Genomic DNA, 13,723 nt, shown 5'->3' with positions numbered 1-13,723 from the left:
TGCAAGCGCCATGCGCTCATCTTTTTGCCATCACAGGCCTCAAGCCCAAGTCAGTTGGGTTAAGGTGACGCTCAAGCACTTGCCCTGTTGAAACGCTTTTTTCTACTGCGCATGACCTCCTCTGCCCACTCCTACGCCAACTCTGCCGACGCCTCCGACCTCTCCTCGCTACAGGGCCTGCGCGAGCAATACCGCGAGGCCAAGGCCCGGCAGATGGACTTGCTGCGCAACCCCACGCTGGGCAGACGCAGCGTGCGCGGAGTGCTGCACCATTTCAGTGAACTGGCCGACGGTCTTCTGCGCACCCTCTGGCAGCGCGCGCAGATGCCGCAAGGCGCGGCCCTGCTGGCCGTGGGGGGTTATGGACGCGCCCAGCTCTTTCCCTACTCGGACATCGATGTGCTGGTGCTGCTGCCCCAAAGCAGTGCACCGCCGGCTGCGGAACTGGCGGCCAGCATCGAGCAGTTCATCAGCAGTTGCTGGGATGTCGGCCTGGAAATCGGCTCCAGCGTGCGCAGCATTGCCGAATGCCTGCAGGAGGCCGCGCAGGACCTGACGGTACAGACCGCCATGCTGGAGTCACGCCGCATCACCGGCAGCAAGGCCTTGTTTGCCGACTTCGAGCAGCAGTTCCGCGCGCAGCTCGATCCCAAGGCTTTTGTCGAAGGCAAGCTGCTGGAGATGCGCCAGCGCCACGCCAAATACGACTTCACGCCCTATTCGCTGGAGCCCAACTGCAAGGAATCACCCGGCGGGCTGCGCGATCTGCACACCATGCTCTGGCTGGCCAAGGCCGCAGGCTTCGGCAACAGCTGGCATGAGCTGGCCGAGCAAGACCTGATCACCCATTTCGAGGTCCAGCAGCTCGAATCCAACGAATCCCTGCTCAGCCTGATCCGTGCACGCCTGCATGCCGCTGCCGGCCGCCATGAGGACCGGCTGGTCTTTGACCTGCAGACCGCCGTGGCCGAAGCCTTTGGCTACCGCTCCACCACGCCGGAGGGCCGCAAGCTGGCCATGCGCGCTGGCGAGACCCTGATGCGTCACTATTACTGGGCCGCCAAGGCGGTGACCCAGCTGTGCCAGATCGTGCGCATGAGCATCGAAGAGCGCCTGAACCCCGGATCGCACGAGCTGATTCAGCTCAATGATCGCTTTTGCGAGAAGGCCGGCACCATCGAGGTGGTCAGCGACGATCTGTACGAGCGCGATCCGCATGCCATTCTCGAAACCTTTCTCATGTATGAGCAGCATGAGGGGCTGACAGGTCTGTCGACGCGAACCCTGAGAGCGCTTTATGCCAGCCGCGATGTGATGGACAGCGCCTTCCGTCGCGACCCGGTCAATCGCGCCACCTTCATGAAGATCCTTCAGCAGCCGCGCGGCATCACCCATGCCATCCGGCTGATGAATCAGACCTCGGTACTGGGCCGCTATCTCTGGCCCTTCCGCCGCATCGTGGGGCAGATGCAGCACGATCTGTTTCACGTCTACACCGTGGACCAGCATATCCTGATGGTGCTACGCAATGTGCGGCGCTTCTTCATGGCCGAGCATGCCCATGAATACCCGTTCTGTTCCCAGCTCGCCGCAGGCTGGGACAAGCCCTGGATCCTGTATCTGGCTGCCATCTTCCACGACATCGGCAAGGGCCGAGGTGGTGATCACTCCGTGATCGGCGCCGTCGAAGTCAAGCGTTTTTGCCGCGCCCACCAGATCGACAAGGCCGATGCGGAGCTGGTCGAGTTTCTGGTACGCGAGCACCTGACCATGAGTCAGGTGGCCCAGAAGCAGGACTTGTCCGACCCCGATGTGATTCGCGCCTTTGCCGAACGCGTTGGCAACGAGCGCAAGCTCACTGCCTTGTATCTGCTGACGGTGGCCGACATTCGCGGCACCAGCCCCAAGGTCTGGAGTGCCTGGAAAGGCAAGCTGCTGGAAGACACCTACCGCCTGACCCTGCGCGTGCTAGGTGGTCGCGCCCCGGATGCCGCCGCCGAAATCGAAGCCCGCAAGCGTGAGGCGCTGGTGCAACTGGCCCTGTCTGCCCAGCCCTTTGAGTCCCACAAGAAACTCTGGGAGACACTGGACGTGAGCTACTTCATGCGCCATGAAGCGGCCGACATCGCCTGGCATACCCGCCATCTCTCACGCCATGTGGGCCAGGGCAAGCCCGTGGTGCGCGCCCGGCGGTCGCTGGCCGGCGAAGGCCTGCAAGTTCTGGTCTATGCACCCGACCAGCCCGATCTGTTTGCCCGCATCTGCAGCTACTTCGACCGGGCCGGATTTTCCATTCTTGATGCACGCGTACACACGGCCAACAACGACTACGCACTGGACACCTTCCAGGTCGTCGCCCCCACCATGCAGGAGCAATACCGCGAGCTCATGCACATGGTGGAAAGCGATCTGACCCAGACTCTGCTGCGAGGTGGCCCCCTGCCCACGCCATCGCAAAGACGGCTGTCGCGCCGCGTCAAAAGCTTTCCATTCGCTCCGCGCGTCATCCTGCGCCCCGATGAAAAAGCCCAACACTGGCTGCTGTCCATCTCCGCATCAGACCGCGCCGGCCTGCTCTACATCATTGCCCGCATTCTGGCCCAGCACCATATCAGCGTGCACTTGGCAAAGATCAGCACCCTGGGCGAGCGCGTGGAAGACACCTTCCTCATCGAAGGGCCTGAACTGCAGGACAACAACAGCCAGCTGCGCATGGAAACCGAGTTGCTCAAGGCCCTTGCCCAGCCCGGTTGAACCAGGCCCGGCAATTCGGGCTTTAGTTTGATGATTCGCTGCCGATAAGCAGTCACCACTACTACGGAAAGCCCATGCAGCTCGCCTCCAATGAAGTTGCGGCATCGCCGCCCACCACACGCAGTGGCCTGTTTCATATGCCGTTGTTTCGCCCCGGCACCGAGGTCACTCAGAATGGCCGACGCGAAATCGTCAGCCATGTCATCTTGCGCAGACGCGAACTGATGGTCTACCTCCGAGGTCACGACGACCCGGTAAAGCCCGATCGCCTGAGTCTTGCCCCCACGGTGTTCACCACCGAACGCCGGCCTGAACCACTGACCTGGTTTCTTTGATCCCTCAAAACAAGAAAGCCGCTGACGCTCATGGCATCAGCGGCTTTTTCTATGGAACCCGGCTATCAGCCCAGCTTGATCCGGGCGTTGGCCATGACCTGACCCAGTTGCACCGGCGCCGCCGGCTGCCACTGCGGATTGAACTGCAGGCCTGCCGCTTGTGGAAACAGCATGACCACTGTGGAGCCGAGCTGAAAGCGACCCATCTCCTCGCCTCTAGCCAGCATCACCGCTTCGGCACCTTCGTAATTCCAGGTCTTGATATGGCCTGGGCGCGGCGGGTTGACCAGGCCATGCCACACCGTGGCCATGCTGCCAACGATCGTCGCGCCCACCAGCACCAGCACGAAGGGCCCATGATCGGTATCGAACACGCAGACCACGCGCTCGTTGCGCGCAAACAGGCCGGGTACGCCACGTGCGGTTACCGGGTTCACCGAGAACAGATCCCCTGGCACATAGGTCATGCTGCGCAGCTTGCCGGCACAAGGCATGTGAATGCGGTGATAGTCGCGCGGGCTCAGATAGATCGTGGCAAAGCTGCCGTTATCGAACTGACGCGCCAGAGCCGCATTCCCTCCCACCAGAGCAGTCGCACTGTATTGATGCCCCTTGGCTTGAAAGATCTGCTCGCCTTCGATCCTGCCGAACTGACTGATCGCACCATCTACCGGGCAAATCCAGTCCGCCTGCGCCAGAGGACGAACACCGTCCTTGAGCGCACGCGTGAAAAAGGCATTGAAGGTCTTGTAGGCTGCGGGGTCGGGATTGGCTGCCTCGGCCATGTTCACCTGGTAGCGCTGGATAAAGCGACGAATGACTGCCGTCGTCAATCCGCCGGCCTCGGCTTGCGCCAGTTTTCCCATCAGCGCGGTCAGCGCCTGCTTGGGCAAGAAATATTGGGAAAGTACGGCGAGTCGATCAGACACAATGGAATTTTGCTATCAAAGTTATAGAGCTGTCGAACAGGATTCTAGCCAAGACCACGGCAGCGGCGGCTGTCTTTGGGGGCTACAGGCGTTTTACCCCATCCAGGCCACCGCCCAGACGCGATATCTCAATGATGCAAGCGTCATGACAAAGACCCATGTCGCCGTCTCATCGCTGCGACGCTTTACCCCTTTATGAGGGCATAAGCGAAGGCGAGACGCTACAATTCCAATGTTTAGCTGAATGCTGTTTCACAGCACGGCTTGATTGGATATCGGCCTTTTGTTCGGTCTGCGCAAACAGCGCAGCGCCCTTGCCACATTGAGGCCTGAGCAGTTGTACTGCTCAGGCCTTTTCCGTGGTGATGACGAGCAAGCGCCGCAACTGACCTTTTCTAAGAGATTGAACAAATGGCCAAGGAAGAACTGATTGAAATGCAAGGTTCCGTGACGGAAGTCCTGCCTGACTCGCGTTTTCGCGTCACGCTGGACAACGGTCACCAACTGATTGCCTACACCGGCGGCAAGATGCGCAAGCACCACATCCGCATTCTGGCTGGCGACAAGGTGTCGCTGGAAATGTCGCCCTACGATCTGACCAAGGGCCGTATTACCTTCCGCCACCTGGCCAACCGTGGCCCGGCCCCCACGACACCTCGTTCAAAATAAATAGCGCCTCATCATCAAAAATTCGCCACTTTCAAAAGATGCGCAATTTTTTGTAGTTAGAATAGAGGCTTCGGAGCGTAGCGCAGCCTGGTAGCGCATCTGCTTTGGGAGCAGAGGGTCGCGAGTTCGAATCCCGCCGCTCCGACCAAATGACAAGGGGTTAGATCGAAAGATCTAACCCCTTTTGTCTGTCTATGCTTCTCGACCTTGCCGGCTTATACGCGCCATCATATTTATTTACGGCTTGGCAGACTAAGAACCGCCTCAACCCCCTGTGAGGCCGGCACGAAGCATCGATGCTTTGCGCCCTCATGGCAAGAAGACTGGCAGCCCCTCCCCTAATTCGAGCTTGCACACCTTCAGCCCAAAGTGACAAATGCAAGAGCTCTCCGTGAGCGATGAAGCAGCCCGCATCATCCGCGCGACATGCCACCCGGGCGCGGCTTTGGCTGGCTCAAGGGAATAAGACAGAACCAGGGCCGCAGCAACCAGCTTTCGGCGGGCAGAAGGCAAAAGAAAAAGCCCCGGCTGCTACGGCCAGGGCTTTGGAATTGGCGCCAGGGGTTAAGCCATCTTTCAGTGCTACAACCTGAACCTAGCGATGCGTATCTTGCTCTCGAAATATGACAGACAGATGGCAAAAAGCCCTGACCGTTTCCGGCCAGGGCTTTATTGGTTGCGAGGGCCGGATTTGAACCAACGACCTTCGGGTTATGAGCCCGACGAGCTACCAGACTGCTCCACCTCGCGATATTCCGCGTCGGGGGCCGACCACCATTCCTAGGCGCCTGCATGATTTCCCCGACGCTTGCATTGTAGCACACATGTATAAATTTACAGCATGAATAGATATTCAGTAATGAATCCCCTCATGAAGCAACACAAAAGTCAACTGGCCAACCTAGCGGGCTTTGCTCGTTAGGGCTCGTGCAGCTTACTTTTTGGCCGCCTCTTGAATCGCTTCTTTCAGATCACCTATCTTCTTCTGAGCGGTGCCTTCAACCTGCTTTGCGATCCCCCTGGCTTCTTGCTCAGGACTGTCCATGTGTTCACCAAGCCTCTCCTGAATCCTGCCTTCCACATCCTTCAGCGTGCCCTTGGCTTGATCAGTATTCATAACGCCCTCCTTATGAACAAAGCCGCGAAATGCGGCTTGGGTCAAAGTTAAGCGCTAGTGAGGCCTACGGCCGTGGAACCTGCCAGGGCATCCATGTGATACAAACCCTTGCGCGCCATCAATTGCTCACAACGGCAAACGCAAAACAAAGGCGCCAGCGGATCATGCTTGGAACTATGGTCACGCCACTGACTACCGCCAGGCAACCAGGGCATATGCCTCAGTGTTGCGATGAATGGCCGCTATTGGAGCATTCCTTATCAAGATACGTCAGCAGCATCCGAAATATCGACCAGAGGGAACGCCGACCGTGGATTCGACATCATGGCGGCCCTGACCAGACGCCAGCGCACAGAATTCAAGTGCTCCTTCTGCAGGACATAGGCTGCAAACAACACGCGATGGAGCTTCATGGACGCGGCTTGCAGTACAAACTGAGCCTGTCCAGCACCCAGTCCGGAATAGAAGGCAATGCTCATCTTCCTGCCGCAGAGGCTGGTACCGTTCCTCGGCACTGACACATCGCAGCCTCTTCCAGCGGCCCTGAACCCAGCGCCCGCATCTATCCGGCAACTCTTGGCACCATTCAGTTTCATGCCTCTAGGCATCGATCCTGTCTTTCTATAGTCCTGGGAATCAAACGGTTATTTGCAAACGATTCTCAATTGCGTTTATGATTCATCCCATGGTGCAGCGAGTCGCTGTACCACCTCTTCATCGTGGGGCGCTGACAAGCAGGGGCTTGCAGCGTTTTAGCTAGCCAGCGGCCCTCTCCTATTAGCCAAGCCTTTTTTCCACGATCGAGCCAATCAAGTCGCCAACCACAGCAGCACGGCCAAATACCGTTACGCAATCACAAGCCTGTCTCCCGTCTGGAGCACCGGCCAGAGCTTTTCGACTACGTCATCACGCACCGCATATGGCTGGCAGAGTCCTGCACCAGATTGACGGCAAGCATCCAGCAAAACCCGGCCATCGCCGCTACTGACCCGCCGCCCTGCGTTGCGGCAACGAGCCCGAAGAGGATGAAAAACCATGGCCAAACCACTTGGCACCATCGCGCTTGCTGCCCGCCCCTCCGCTGCCGCAATACCCTGAGCCACTGGCCCGGCTTGGGCGGATGCCCCCCTTCCGCAACTTCATTCCTCTCTGGCAGTGCGATCCGAATCGCTGCACGCACTGCCTTTTCCTGCCCGTGCAAACAGCCTAGCGAATGGACAACAAGACCGTGCAATGCCTGTTTGAGAATTCGCGAGCACACCTCACAACTTACATTCCTGTCAACGAACTGCCACAGTCAAGCATTAAAAAGGGACTCATCAGCTTCCATCCACCCTTCAAGGAGTAGCCATGACCTACCTGTACGCCGCCTATCTCGAACTCAAAGCGACGAATCAAGAGATCATGACGCCAATGCCTGACCCGCACTCTCCCGAAGAGGTTCTGCTGATACTGTCCCAGACCCCACCCGAAGGCGAGTACAGCGCCGACGCTTTCTAAACGGTCTCCAGATAAACCAAGCCACCCGAAGGTGGCTTTTTTGTTTGCGTTTCAGGTCTAGCGCCGGCCGCCCCCACGCCCGCCGTGGTGCTTATGCCCACCTCCATGACCACCTGACCGATGGCCATGATGCTTGTGGCCGTGCGGATGCCCGTAGTACCCATCATGGTGACGGTGCCCATAACCATGCCCGTGATGTGCATAGCAGCCAGACAAGAACAGCGCAAAGGCCGAGACTCCAAGTAACTTTTTCATAGCAATAAGTCTAGGTTATTCAATCGCTTACGGGTATTCGATGTGTAAGCAAGTGAAGCCCCTGCCATGCCTAGCCAGCCTTGAACTGGTTGTTGTTTCTGTAGCCTCATGTGACCCCGAATTTAGTGAACCACAACAGCCCCTCTTTCCAGAACCAGGATGGCTGCGATACGAGCCCTGGGATGAGGCTCAAGCGTCAGAAGTGCCTTGTCACCAGGGCCGATACCGCGCCGCTTGCGCGTCTCGAGTATCAAGCCCTGGAAGCAGGAGGACACAAAGCATGCCCAAGAGCGGCGTTGCCAGATAGTTCAAAAGACTCGAGCCAACTGATATGGCCAACGCATTCACCCGCCGGGTGGCCAGACGCAAGAAAGTTAACTCATCAGACATGAGAGCCCCATAGGGTTTCGACCTCTCCATACACAAAAAGCAAAAGCAAAAGGCGAGAAACCTGCCCAGCCAAATTGCAATCTCCAAAGATTTGGAAATTTCGATTTTCTGCAAACAGGGTTTACCCCTGTTTTCCATATCATCATTACGTGAAAAATAGAACGAAGATTCATTCTATTTTTACGATGCAAAAAGAACCTTGGACATTCTTTCCAAATTCCGGCTCCCGCCATATTCAAACGCTTAGTGTGGCTCTGAGGCTTTTTGCAAGGAATGGCTTCTTTAACACTTCAATCCAAGAGTTATGCACCGAGGCCGGAGTTTCTATCGGCTATTTCTACAACCATTTCACTGATAAGGAAGGCATTGCCAGGGAGCTTTATCGACACCTGCTCTCCCGCATGAATGTGCTGCTGGATGTAATTGAAGTGCAGCACGCAAGCAGCCGCGAACGCTGTGAAACCGTACTGCGCATGCTGTTCGCCTTGGCTGAAGCCGAGCCTGATGCAATGGGTTTTGTGGTCAACGCACGCCACCGCGAGTTCCTGCCAGAGGAGCAAGCGATCTGTTCCGCTTCCGCATTTGTCCGTATGCGCGGCTTTGTGTTCTCAGGCATGAAAGACGGCGAGATTCGCTCAATGGAACCCATGGTTGCCGCCAGTTTGATGTATGGCAGTGCAATCCGCATTATCTGCCTGCGCCTTGACGGATTGGTGGACACACCACTCGAAAAACTCTTTGACTCCTTGTGGGAAGGAGTATGGCGCTCGCTTCGGCCCGATTGAGTTTGGTTTCACGAACCGACACCTATCAGGTGCCGGCCATTTTCCGACTGAATGTTAAAAGGAGTAGCAGGATGGCGCATCACATATTGATCATTGGCGGTGGCATTGGCGGAACCATGACGGCCAATCATCTGGTCGTCAAGTTATATCCGGAACTGCTAAGCGGCAAGGTGCGCATCACCATGCTCTCCAATTCTCCTTGGCACTATTACAAGCCAGCCTTTATGTATGTGGCTTTCAATGCATTCTTCCGGGACGAACTGAGACGCAAACAACGTGGACTGCTGAGACCTGAAATCGACTTTCAAGTCGAGGAAGTGGAGAGCTTTGATTTTCCGGCTCAATCAGTCCAATGCAAAAGCGGAAAACGCTTTCACTACGACCATCTTGTGATATCCACGGGTTGCGTTCCTTCTCCAGAGCGCATTGCCGGCTTGGCCGAGGGCGGCGACCATTTCTACCAGCATGGGCCTGCCCGCAAATTGGCCGACAAGCTGACTCGTATCGAGAAGGGTCGAATATTCATCACCGTGACCTTCCCCAAGACCCCGAACGTCCCCCACCAGTGCGGCATCGCACCGATCGAGACGACTCTGATGCTCGACGATCTGTTGCGCCGCCGCGGAGTGAGAGACAAGGTGGAGATCATCTATACCTACCCCACGGTATCGCAATTGCTGCGTAACTGCCTGTTCCTTCAGAGGGATACCTGCGAGATCCTCCCCACGGTGTTCGAGCAGCGCGGTATACGTTATCAGCGCGGGTTCACGTTGTCGCACGTGGACCCCGACGCAAAAATCGCCTACTCGGAAGAGGGTGAGTCAGAAGACTTCGACATTCTCATGGCCACTCCCCCCATTCGCGCAGTACAGGCCGTACGCGATAGCGGTATGTCCCAGGCACAGGATGGCGAAGGTTGGCTCCCCACTGACCACGAGACGATGCAAATGCTAGGCACCTCGAATGTCTACGTGCTCGGAGACACCGTGGATCTTCCTGTCAGCAAGGCCGGTGGCTCCTGCCACAGCCAGTCACCTGTTGTCGTCAACAACATCGCATCGCAAATCCGCTTCGACCATACTTGCGACGCATACGACGGCCGAGTTGTGGCCATCGCGCAGATGGGACTCGATGACGGAATGCCTCTTTGGTATGACTACAAAGCAGATGTCAAGCCAACGCCTCCCACCAAGATCGGCGGAATGATGCGCAAGGGCTTCAATCGAGGCCTGTACTGGGCGGTAGCACGAGCTCTGGTCTAAGCCAGCTTCATGGATGCACACAAGGAGATTCGAGATGAATAGCACTACCGATATTCCGATGGCCGAGCACGAATCTGCCATGAAACTCAGTGCAGGTCTGCTGAACGACGATGCCGCTCTTCAGGGTTTGGCCGAACTCATGGCCAAACTCGAGCCTCTATTGGCAGGGCGCCGCCTGAACCGTGTCGTAGACATGCTTTCAGTGGCTGCCGATGCGGTCGATATGAGTGATGCGTACATGGTCGAAAAGCTGGCCAGAGCTTTCGAAGAAAGCGTATCTGCAGCATGGTCAGCCGGCAACGCGGCCCGTATGGCCGCAGCCCGGATGGAGCGACTCGAGACAACACCTACTTTAATTGGCCTTCTTCGCATGGCAGGTGAGCCAGATGTGCGCCGTGGGTTGGCGTTCCTGCTATCCATGGCTGGAGCATTGGGCCGGCAACATGCCTATGACCCTATCGACTACACAGCGGACTGAAGGCAAGTCCTTGGCAGTTCTGGCTCCAGCCCCCTCCGCCGCAGCCGGTCTTTCTTTTCTGGAGAGGCAATCAATCTATGAGGCCTTGCCTCCTGAATAGTTGTGCCGCCTGCGCAACGCCAAGCCTTACCCCGCCGAACCCTTCGGACAGATCAGCAAGGCACTGGCAGAGCACTTTGCACCACCAGTTGCAGTCGTTGAAGCAGATGAGCCAAACGCCTTTGCAATCAAGCCCCCCCATGTCCACCGATTGCATTCGCCGAGGTACTGCCACACATTTACAAATCCACAACGGATGACGAGCGAGCGACCATCTGGACCACGGGAAAGGATGGCTGGCACGGCGCTGCGCTTGCCGTAGTGATGCCGCACACCGTCTGCTGGCGGGGCAGCCGCGGCTCTGCCCTGGCAGCACTTGAGGGTGCGCGCCACTAACCGCACGCAGGTAGCGCAATGCAAAAGCCCGACCGCTGTCGGCTTTCAAATACCGGCCAGCCTGTTTCGCGAGAAAGTAGAGCCTCAAAACCGTCTGTGCTCACTGCATAGCAGTGAGCTGCAAAAACAAAAATGCCCCACAAGCAAACCTGTGGGGCATTTTATAAACTGGGGTGGCTGATGGGACTCGAACCCACGACAACAGGAATCACAATCCTGGACTCTACCAACTGAGCTACAGCCACCGTAGAAGTCTCTATTCTACTTCAGAATTTGAGCCATCAAATCAAAATTGAGAGCAATAAACACTGAACTAGCAACGATTCAAGGCAAACACCTCTCATCAAATAAAAACGCTCTGCGCTGCAGAGCGTTTTTGAAATTCTGGGGTGGCTGATGGGACTCGAACCCACGACAACAGGAATCACAATCCTGGACTCTACCAACTGAGCTACAGCCACCGTAGAAGCATCTATTGTAATGCATAAATCAGGCCGGAAATAAACTCATGCCTGATTTAAATGCCTTACTGAGGACGCGGCACCTTGATCTGGACCTTGAAGGTCTTCTTCAACTGTTCATAGTAGGCCATGACTTCAGCCATGGAAGACCACTGCGTGAACTGCGCCTTTTGCTGCTCCAGCACCTGAGCATCTTGCGCAGGACGCTGTGCAATGCGATTGACCTTGATCACGGCATAACCTGCATTGCCAAGGTCGACCCCCTCCCACGCGGGCAGGTCATTCGTGGGGGCGCGCAATGCCGCATCCAGCACTTCACGCGGCAGATCCCTGGCTTGATCGCGACCCACCTCGACAGCCGCGGGCAGTTGAGCTGCTTCAGGCTTGGCCTTCCATTCGGCCATCTTGGCCTTGCCTTCCTGCCTGGCCAGCTCTGCGGACTGGTGCGCCACATATAGCTGCTTGAGCTTCTCACCCACTTCATCCATGGACTGGGTGTGCGCAGGAGCATAGCTCAGCACACGACCAGCCACCAGGTTGCTGGGGGCCAGCTCCACTGCGTCGGTATTGCGCTTGTTCTCCAGAGAGTCTGCGGAGAACAGTGCCTCAAGGAAGCGCTTGTTGGCCAGAGGGCCTTGCGCATCAGGGGCTGGCTCACGCGTCACGTTCTCGATCTTGTGAATGCTCAGCTTGAACTTCTCGGCCACAGGCTTGAGGCTTTCGGACTGCTCGTAAACGGCGTTGGAGAAGGCTTCGGCCGCCTCTGCAAACTTGCGCTGAGCCTGTTGTTGCTTGAGATCTGCTTCCAGCTTGGGGCGCATTTCCTCGAACGAGGGCACCTTGGGCTGCTTGATGCCGGTCAGCTCGATGATGTGAAAGCCAAAGTCAGACTCGACCACATCGCTGATGTCGCCCTGCTTCATCTTGAAAACGGCTTCTTCAAATGGCTTGACCATGGCCTCGCGGCCAAAGTAACCCAGATCACCACCATTGGCAGCAGAGCCGGGATCCTGCGAGTTGGCCTTGGCTACCTGGGCAAAGCTCTTGGGATCTTTGCGTACCTGGGCCAGCAATTGCTCAGCCTTGGCCTTGGCTTTTTCACGCTCTGCAGCCGGAAGATCCTTGGCCGCATTGATCAGGATATGGCTTGCACGACGCTCTTCGGGACCGGCAAGACGGGCAGCATTTTCCTTGTAATAGGTGCGCAGGTCGTCTTCGCTCAGAACAATGCCCTGCTGTACAGCGGCCAGGTCCAATTGGACATACTCCACCGTTGCTGCCTCTGGCTGTTTGAACTGGTTGGTGTGTGCTTCATAGAAAGCCTTGAGCTCGGCCTCCGTGGGCTGGACCTTGCCTGCAAAGGCACTGACATCAAACCGGGCAACTTGAATTTCTCGGCGCTGATACAGGGCGTCCATGGCCTGCTGCAACTGCGCGGCAGTCGTGAAGCTGGTCGAAGAGACGGAACCCAGTACCTGATTGAGTGCCAGTTCACGACGCAGATTGGCTTCAAACCCTTCGGGAGTCATGCCCTGCGAACCGACCAAAGCCTTGTAGGCTTCCGCATCCAGCGAGCCATCGGGCTTTTGCAAGGACGCAATCGCGGGGATTTCACGCAAGGTACGCACCAACTGTGCATCGGGCGTTGCCAGGTGCATCTTGGCAGCAGCTGCTGCCAGCACGCGATCACGCACCAGCTTCTCCAGCGTGGTATAGCGCGCCTCTGGCGAGTCGAGCAGCTTGGCATCCATGGTCGGATTCTGCGCACGCAGGCGGTCGCTTTCAGCCCTGTGAGCGTTGTCCCAGTCCTGCTGGGTGATGTCATGCCCATCCACGCGGGCCACAGTCTGGCTGGACTCGGTGAAGTAGTTCTGGTTGACTCCGACAAAAATGAAAGAGGGAATGATCAGCAAGAACAACAAGATCATCACGAACTTGGAATGCTTGCGGATGGATTCGAACATGGTCAATCTTTCTGCGGCAGCAAAAATAAAGGCGAACTTGCGTTCGCCTCATTAACAATGGTGAAAGCCGTGCGACCCGCTGCGCCACCGACCGGGCCTCTACAGGGCACTGATGCTCTACAGAACTGCCATCCAACCTCCACCAACAGGGTTAGGCTAATCCTGTCCATTCTAACTGCCAGCTTTTCCATTGCCGCTGTCTAGCCAGGGCATCTTGCATAGAAATACCCCGAGCAACCGTCACCTCCGGTAGCAATAAACGCCAAAACGCAAGGGAGGCTTAGAGCTCTCCAAGCCTCCTTTGCGCTTTAGTGGCGGGGTGTGAAGGGTTTTCGGTCCGGGGGAGGTAGTGGGGGGGGGGGGGGGGGGGGTCCTGGTTGGTGGGTGGG

General features: G+C 57.1%; 12 protein-coding genes and 4 tRNA genes. 8 read left to right on the top strand and 8 right to left on the bottom strand.

All coding sequences use genetic code 11. The features are described 5' to 3' along the window. Positions 1-111 precede the first annotated feature (111 nt). Positions 112-2,754 carry a [protein-PII] uridylyltransferase gene (locus tag AAIL66_RS05405; RefSeq protein WP_343496193.1) on the top strand — a complete coding sequence of 881 codons (2,643 nt, stop codon included), beginning with the start codon at positions 112-114 and terminating at the stop codon, positions 2,752-2,754. Between the two features lie 74 nt (positions 2,755-2,828). Then, entirely contained in the window at positions 2,829-3,089 is a 261-nt protein-coding gene (locus AAIL66_RS05400; RefSeq protein WP_003056528.1) for a hypothetical protein, read from the top strand. Between the two features lie 65 nt (positions 3,090-3,154). On the opposite strand, the gene asd is transcribed toward AAIL66_RS05400, so the two are convergent. Then, positions 3,155-4,018, bottom strand: coding sequence for an archaetidylserine decarboxylase (asd, locus tag AAIL66_RS05395; RefSeq protein WP_343496192.1), 864 nt, complete (start codon positions 4,016-4,018; stop codon positions 3,155-3,157). 411 nt (positions 4,019-4,429) lie between these two features. On the opposite strand from asd, the gene infA reads away from it, so the two are divergent. Both infA and AAIL66_RS05385 read left to right on the top strand, forming a co-directional pair. Then, entirely contained in the window at positions 4,430-4,687 is a 258-nt protein-coding gene (gene infA, locus AAIL66_RS05390) for a translation initiation factor IF-1 (RefSeq protein WP_003056533.1), read from the top strand. A gap of 71 nt (positions 4,688-4,758) precedes the next feature. After that, positions 4,759-4,835 (top strand) — tRNA-Pro (locus tag AAIL66_RS05385). A 525-nt stretch (positions 4,836-5,360) separates the two neighbouring features. On the opposite strand, the gene AAIL66_RS05380 is transcribed toward AAIL66_RS05385, so the two are convergent. From AAIL66_RS05380 to AAIL66_RS05370, 3 genes are all read right to left on the bottom strand, one after another. Continuing rightward, positions 5,361-5,437 (bottom strand) — tRNA-Met (locus AAIL66_RS05380). 184 nt (positions 5,438-5,621) lie between these two features. Further along, the gene (locus AAIL66_RS05375; RefSeq protein ID WP_343496191.1) at positions 5,622-5,804 is read right to left on the bottom strand and encodes a CsbD family protein; all 183 of its coding nucleotides are present in this window, start codon (positions 5,802-5,804) and stop codon (positions 5,622-5,624) included. Positions 5,805-6,064: 260 nt separating this feature from the next. After that, positions 6,065-6,283 carry a hypothetical protein gene (locus tag AAIL66_RS05370; protein WP_034407691.1) on the bottom strand — a complete coding sequence of 73 codons (219 nt, stop codon included), beginning with the start codon at positions 6,281-6,283 and terminating at the stop codon, positions 6,065-6,067. Positions 6,284-7,154: 871 nt separating this feature from the next. Here AAIL66_RS05370 and AAIL66_RS05365 point away from each other — a divergent pair. Further along, the gene (locus AAIL66_RS05365) at positions 7,155-7,304 is read left to right on the top strand and encodes a hypothetical protein (RefSeq protein ID WP_343496190.1); all 150 of its coding nucleotides are present in this window, start codon (positions 7,155-7,157) and stop codon (positions 7,302-7,304) included. On the opposite strand, the gene AAIL66_RS05360 is transcribed toward AAIL66_RS05365, so the two are convergent. Then, the gene (locus AAIL66_RS05360; RefSeq protein ID WP_131324615.1) at positions 7,301-7,492 is read right to left on the bottom strand and encodes a hypothetical protein; all 192 of its coding nucleotides are present in this window, start codon (positions 7,490-7,492) and stop codon (positions 7,301-7,303) included. The two genes, AAIL66_RS05365 and AAIL66_RS05360, sit on opposite strands and share 4 nt — an antisense overlap. Before the next feature lie 606 nt (positions 7,493-8,098). On the opposite strand from AAIL66_RS05360, the gene AAIL66_RS05355 reads away from it, so the two are divergent. The 3 genes from AAIL66_RS05355 to AAIL66_RS05345 all read left to right on the top strand — a co-directional run bounded on the left by AAIL66_RS05355 (position 8,099) and on the right by AAIL66_RS05345 (position 10,474). Further along, positions 8,099-8,734 carry a TetR/AcrR family transcriptional regulator gene (locus AAIL66_RS05355; RefSeq protein WP_343496189.1) on the top strand — a complete coding sequence of 212 codons (636 nt, stop codon included), beginning with the start codon at positions 8,099-8,101 and terminating at the stop codon, positions 8,732-8,734. A 71-nt stretch (positions 8,735-8,805) separates the two neighbouring features. After that, a complete protein-coding gene (locus AAIL66_RS05350; protein ID WP_343496288.1) occupies positions 8,806-9,996 on the top strand; it encodes an FAD/NAD(P)-binding oxidoreductase in 1,191 nt (396 codons plus the stop codon). Between the two features lie 34 nt (positions 9,997-10,030). Then, on the top strand, positions 10,031-10,474 hold the full coding sequence (locus tag AAIL66_RS05345) for a DUF1641 domain-containing protein (protein WP_034360105.1): 444 nt from the start codon (positions 10,031-10,033) through the stop codon (positions 10,472-10,474). Positions 10,475-11,078: 604 nt separating this feature from the next. Here the strand turns inward: AAIL66_RS05345 and AAIL66_RS05340 are convergent. The 3 genes from AAIL66_RS05340 to AAIL66_RS05330 form a co-directional block, all read right to left on the bottom strand. Beyond that, a tRNA-His gene (locus AAIL66_RS05340) sits at positions 11,079-11,154 on the bottom strand. A gap of 140 nt (positions 11,155-11,294) precedes the next feature. Further along, positions 11,295-11,370 (bottom strand) — tRNA-His (locus AAIL66_RS05335). Between the two features lie 65 nt (positions 11,371-11,435). Beyond that, positions 11,436-13,334 carry a SurA N-terminal domain-containing protein gene (locus AAIL66_RS05330; protein WP_343496188.1) on the bottom strand — a complete coding sequence of 633 codons (1,899 nt, stop codon included), beginning with the start codon at positions 13,332-13,334 and terminating at the stop codon, positions 11,436-11,438. Positions 13,335-13,723: the final 389 nt, after the last annotated feature.

This window comes from Comamonas sp. F1-6, assembly GCF_039581415.1.
Lineage (GTDB): Bacteria > Pseudomonadota > Gammaproteobacteria > Burkholderiales > Burkholderiaceae_C > Comamonas > Comamonas thiooxydans.
Note: the sequence above shows the minus strand (reverse complement) of the source record. Positions and strands in the feature narration are given on the sequence as shown.

What these genes read in the sequence shown, in the direction of transcription:
- AAIL66_RS05405 (WP_343496193.1), top strand. Translation starts at nt 112, where the DNA reads ATGACCTCCTCTGCCCACTCCTACGCCAACTCTGCCGACGCCTCCGAC.
- AAIL66_RS05400 (WP_003056528.1), top strand. Translation starts at nt 2,829, where the DNA reads ATGCAGCTCGCCTCCAATGAAGTTGCGGCATCGCCGCCCACCACACGC.
- infA (WP_003056533.1), top strand. Translation starts at nt 4,430, where the DNA reads ATGGCCAAGGAAGAACTGATTGAAATGCAAGGTTCCGTGACGGAAGTC.
- AAIL66_RS05375 (WP_343496191.1), bottom strand. Translation starts at nt 5,804, where the DNA reads ATGAATACTGATCAAGCCAAGGGCACGCTGAAGGATGTGGAAGGCAGG.
- AAIL66_RS05370 (WP_034407691.1), bottom strand. Translation starts at nt 6,283, where the DNA reads ATGAGCATTGCCTTCTATTCCGGACTGGGTGCTGGACAGGCTCAGTTT.
- AAIL66_RS05365 (WP_343496190.1), top strand. Translation starts at nt 7,155, where the DNA reads ATGACCTACCTGTACGCCGCCTATCTCGAACTCAAAGCGACGAATCAA.
- AAIL66_RS05360 (WP_131324615.1), bottom strand. Translation starts at nt 7,492, where the DNA reads ATGGTTATGGGCACCGTCACCATGATGGGTACTACGGGCATCCGCACG.
- AAIL66_RS05350 (WP_343496288.1), top strand. Translation starts at nt 8,806, where the DNA reads ATGGCGCATCACATATTGATCATTGGCGGTGGCATTGGCGGAACCATG.
- AAIL66_RS05345 (WP_034360105.1), top strand. Translation starts at nt 10,031, where the DNA reads ATGAATAGCACTACCGATATTCCGATGGCCGAGCACGAATCTGCCATG.
- AAIL66_RS05330 (WP_343496188.1), bottom strand. Translation starts at nt 13,334, where the DNA reads ATGTTCGAATCCATCCGCAAGCATTCCAAGTTCGTGATGATCTTGTTG.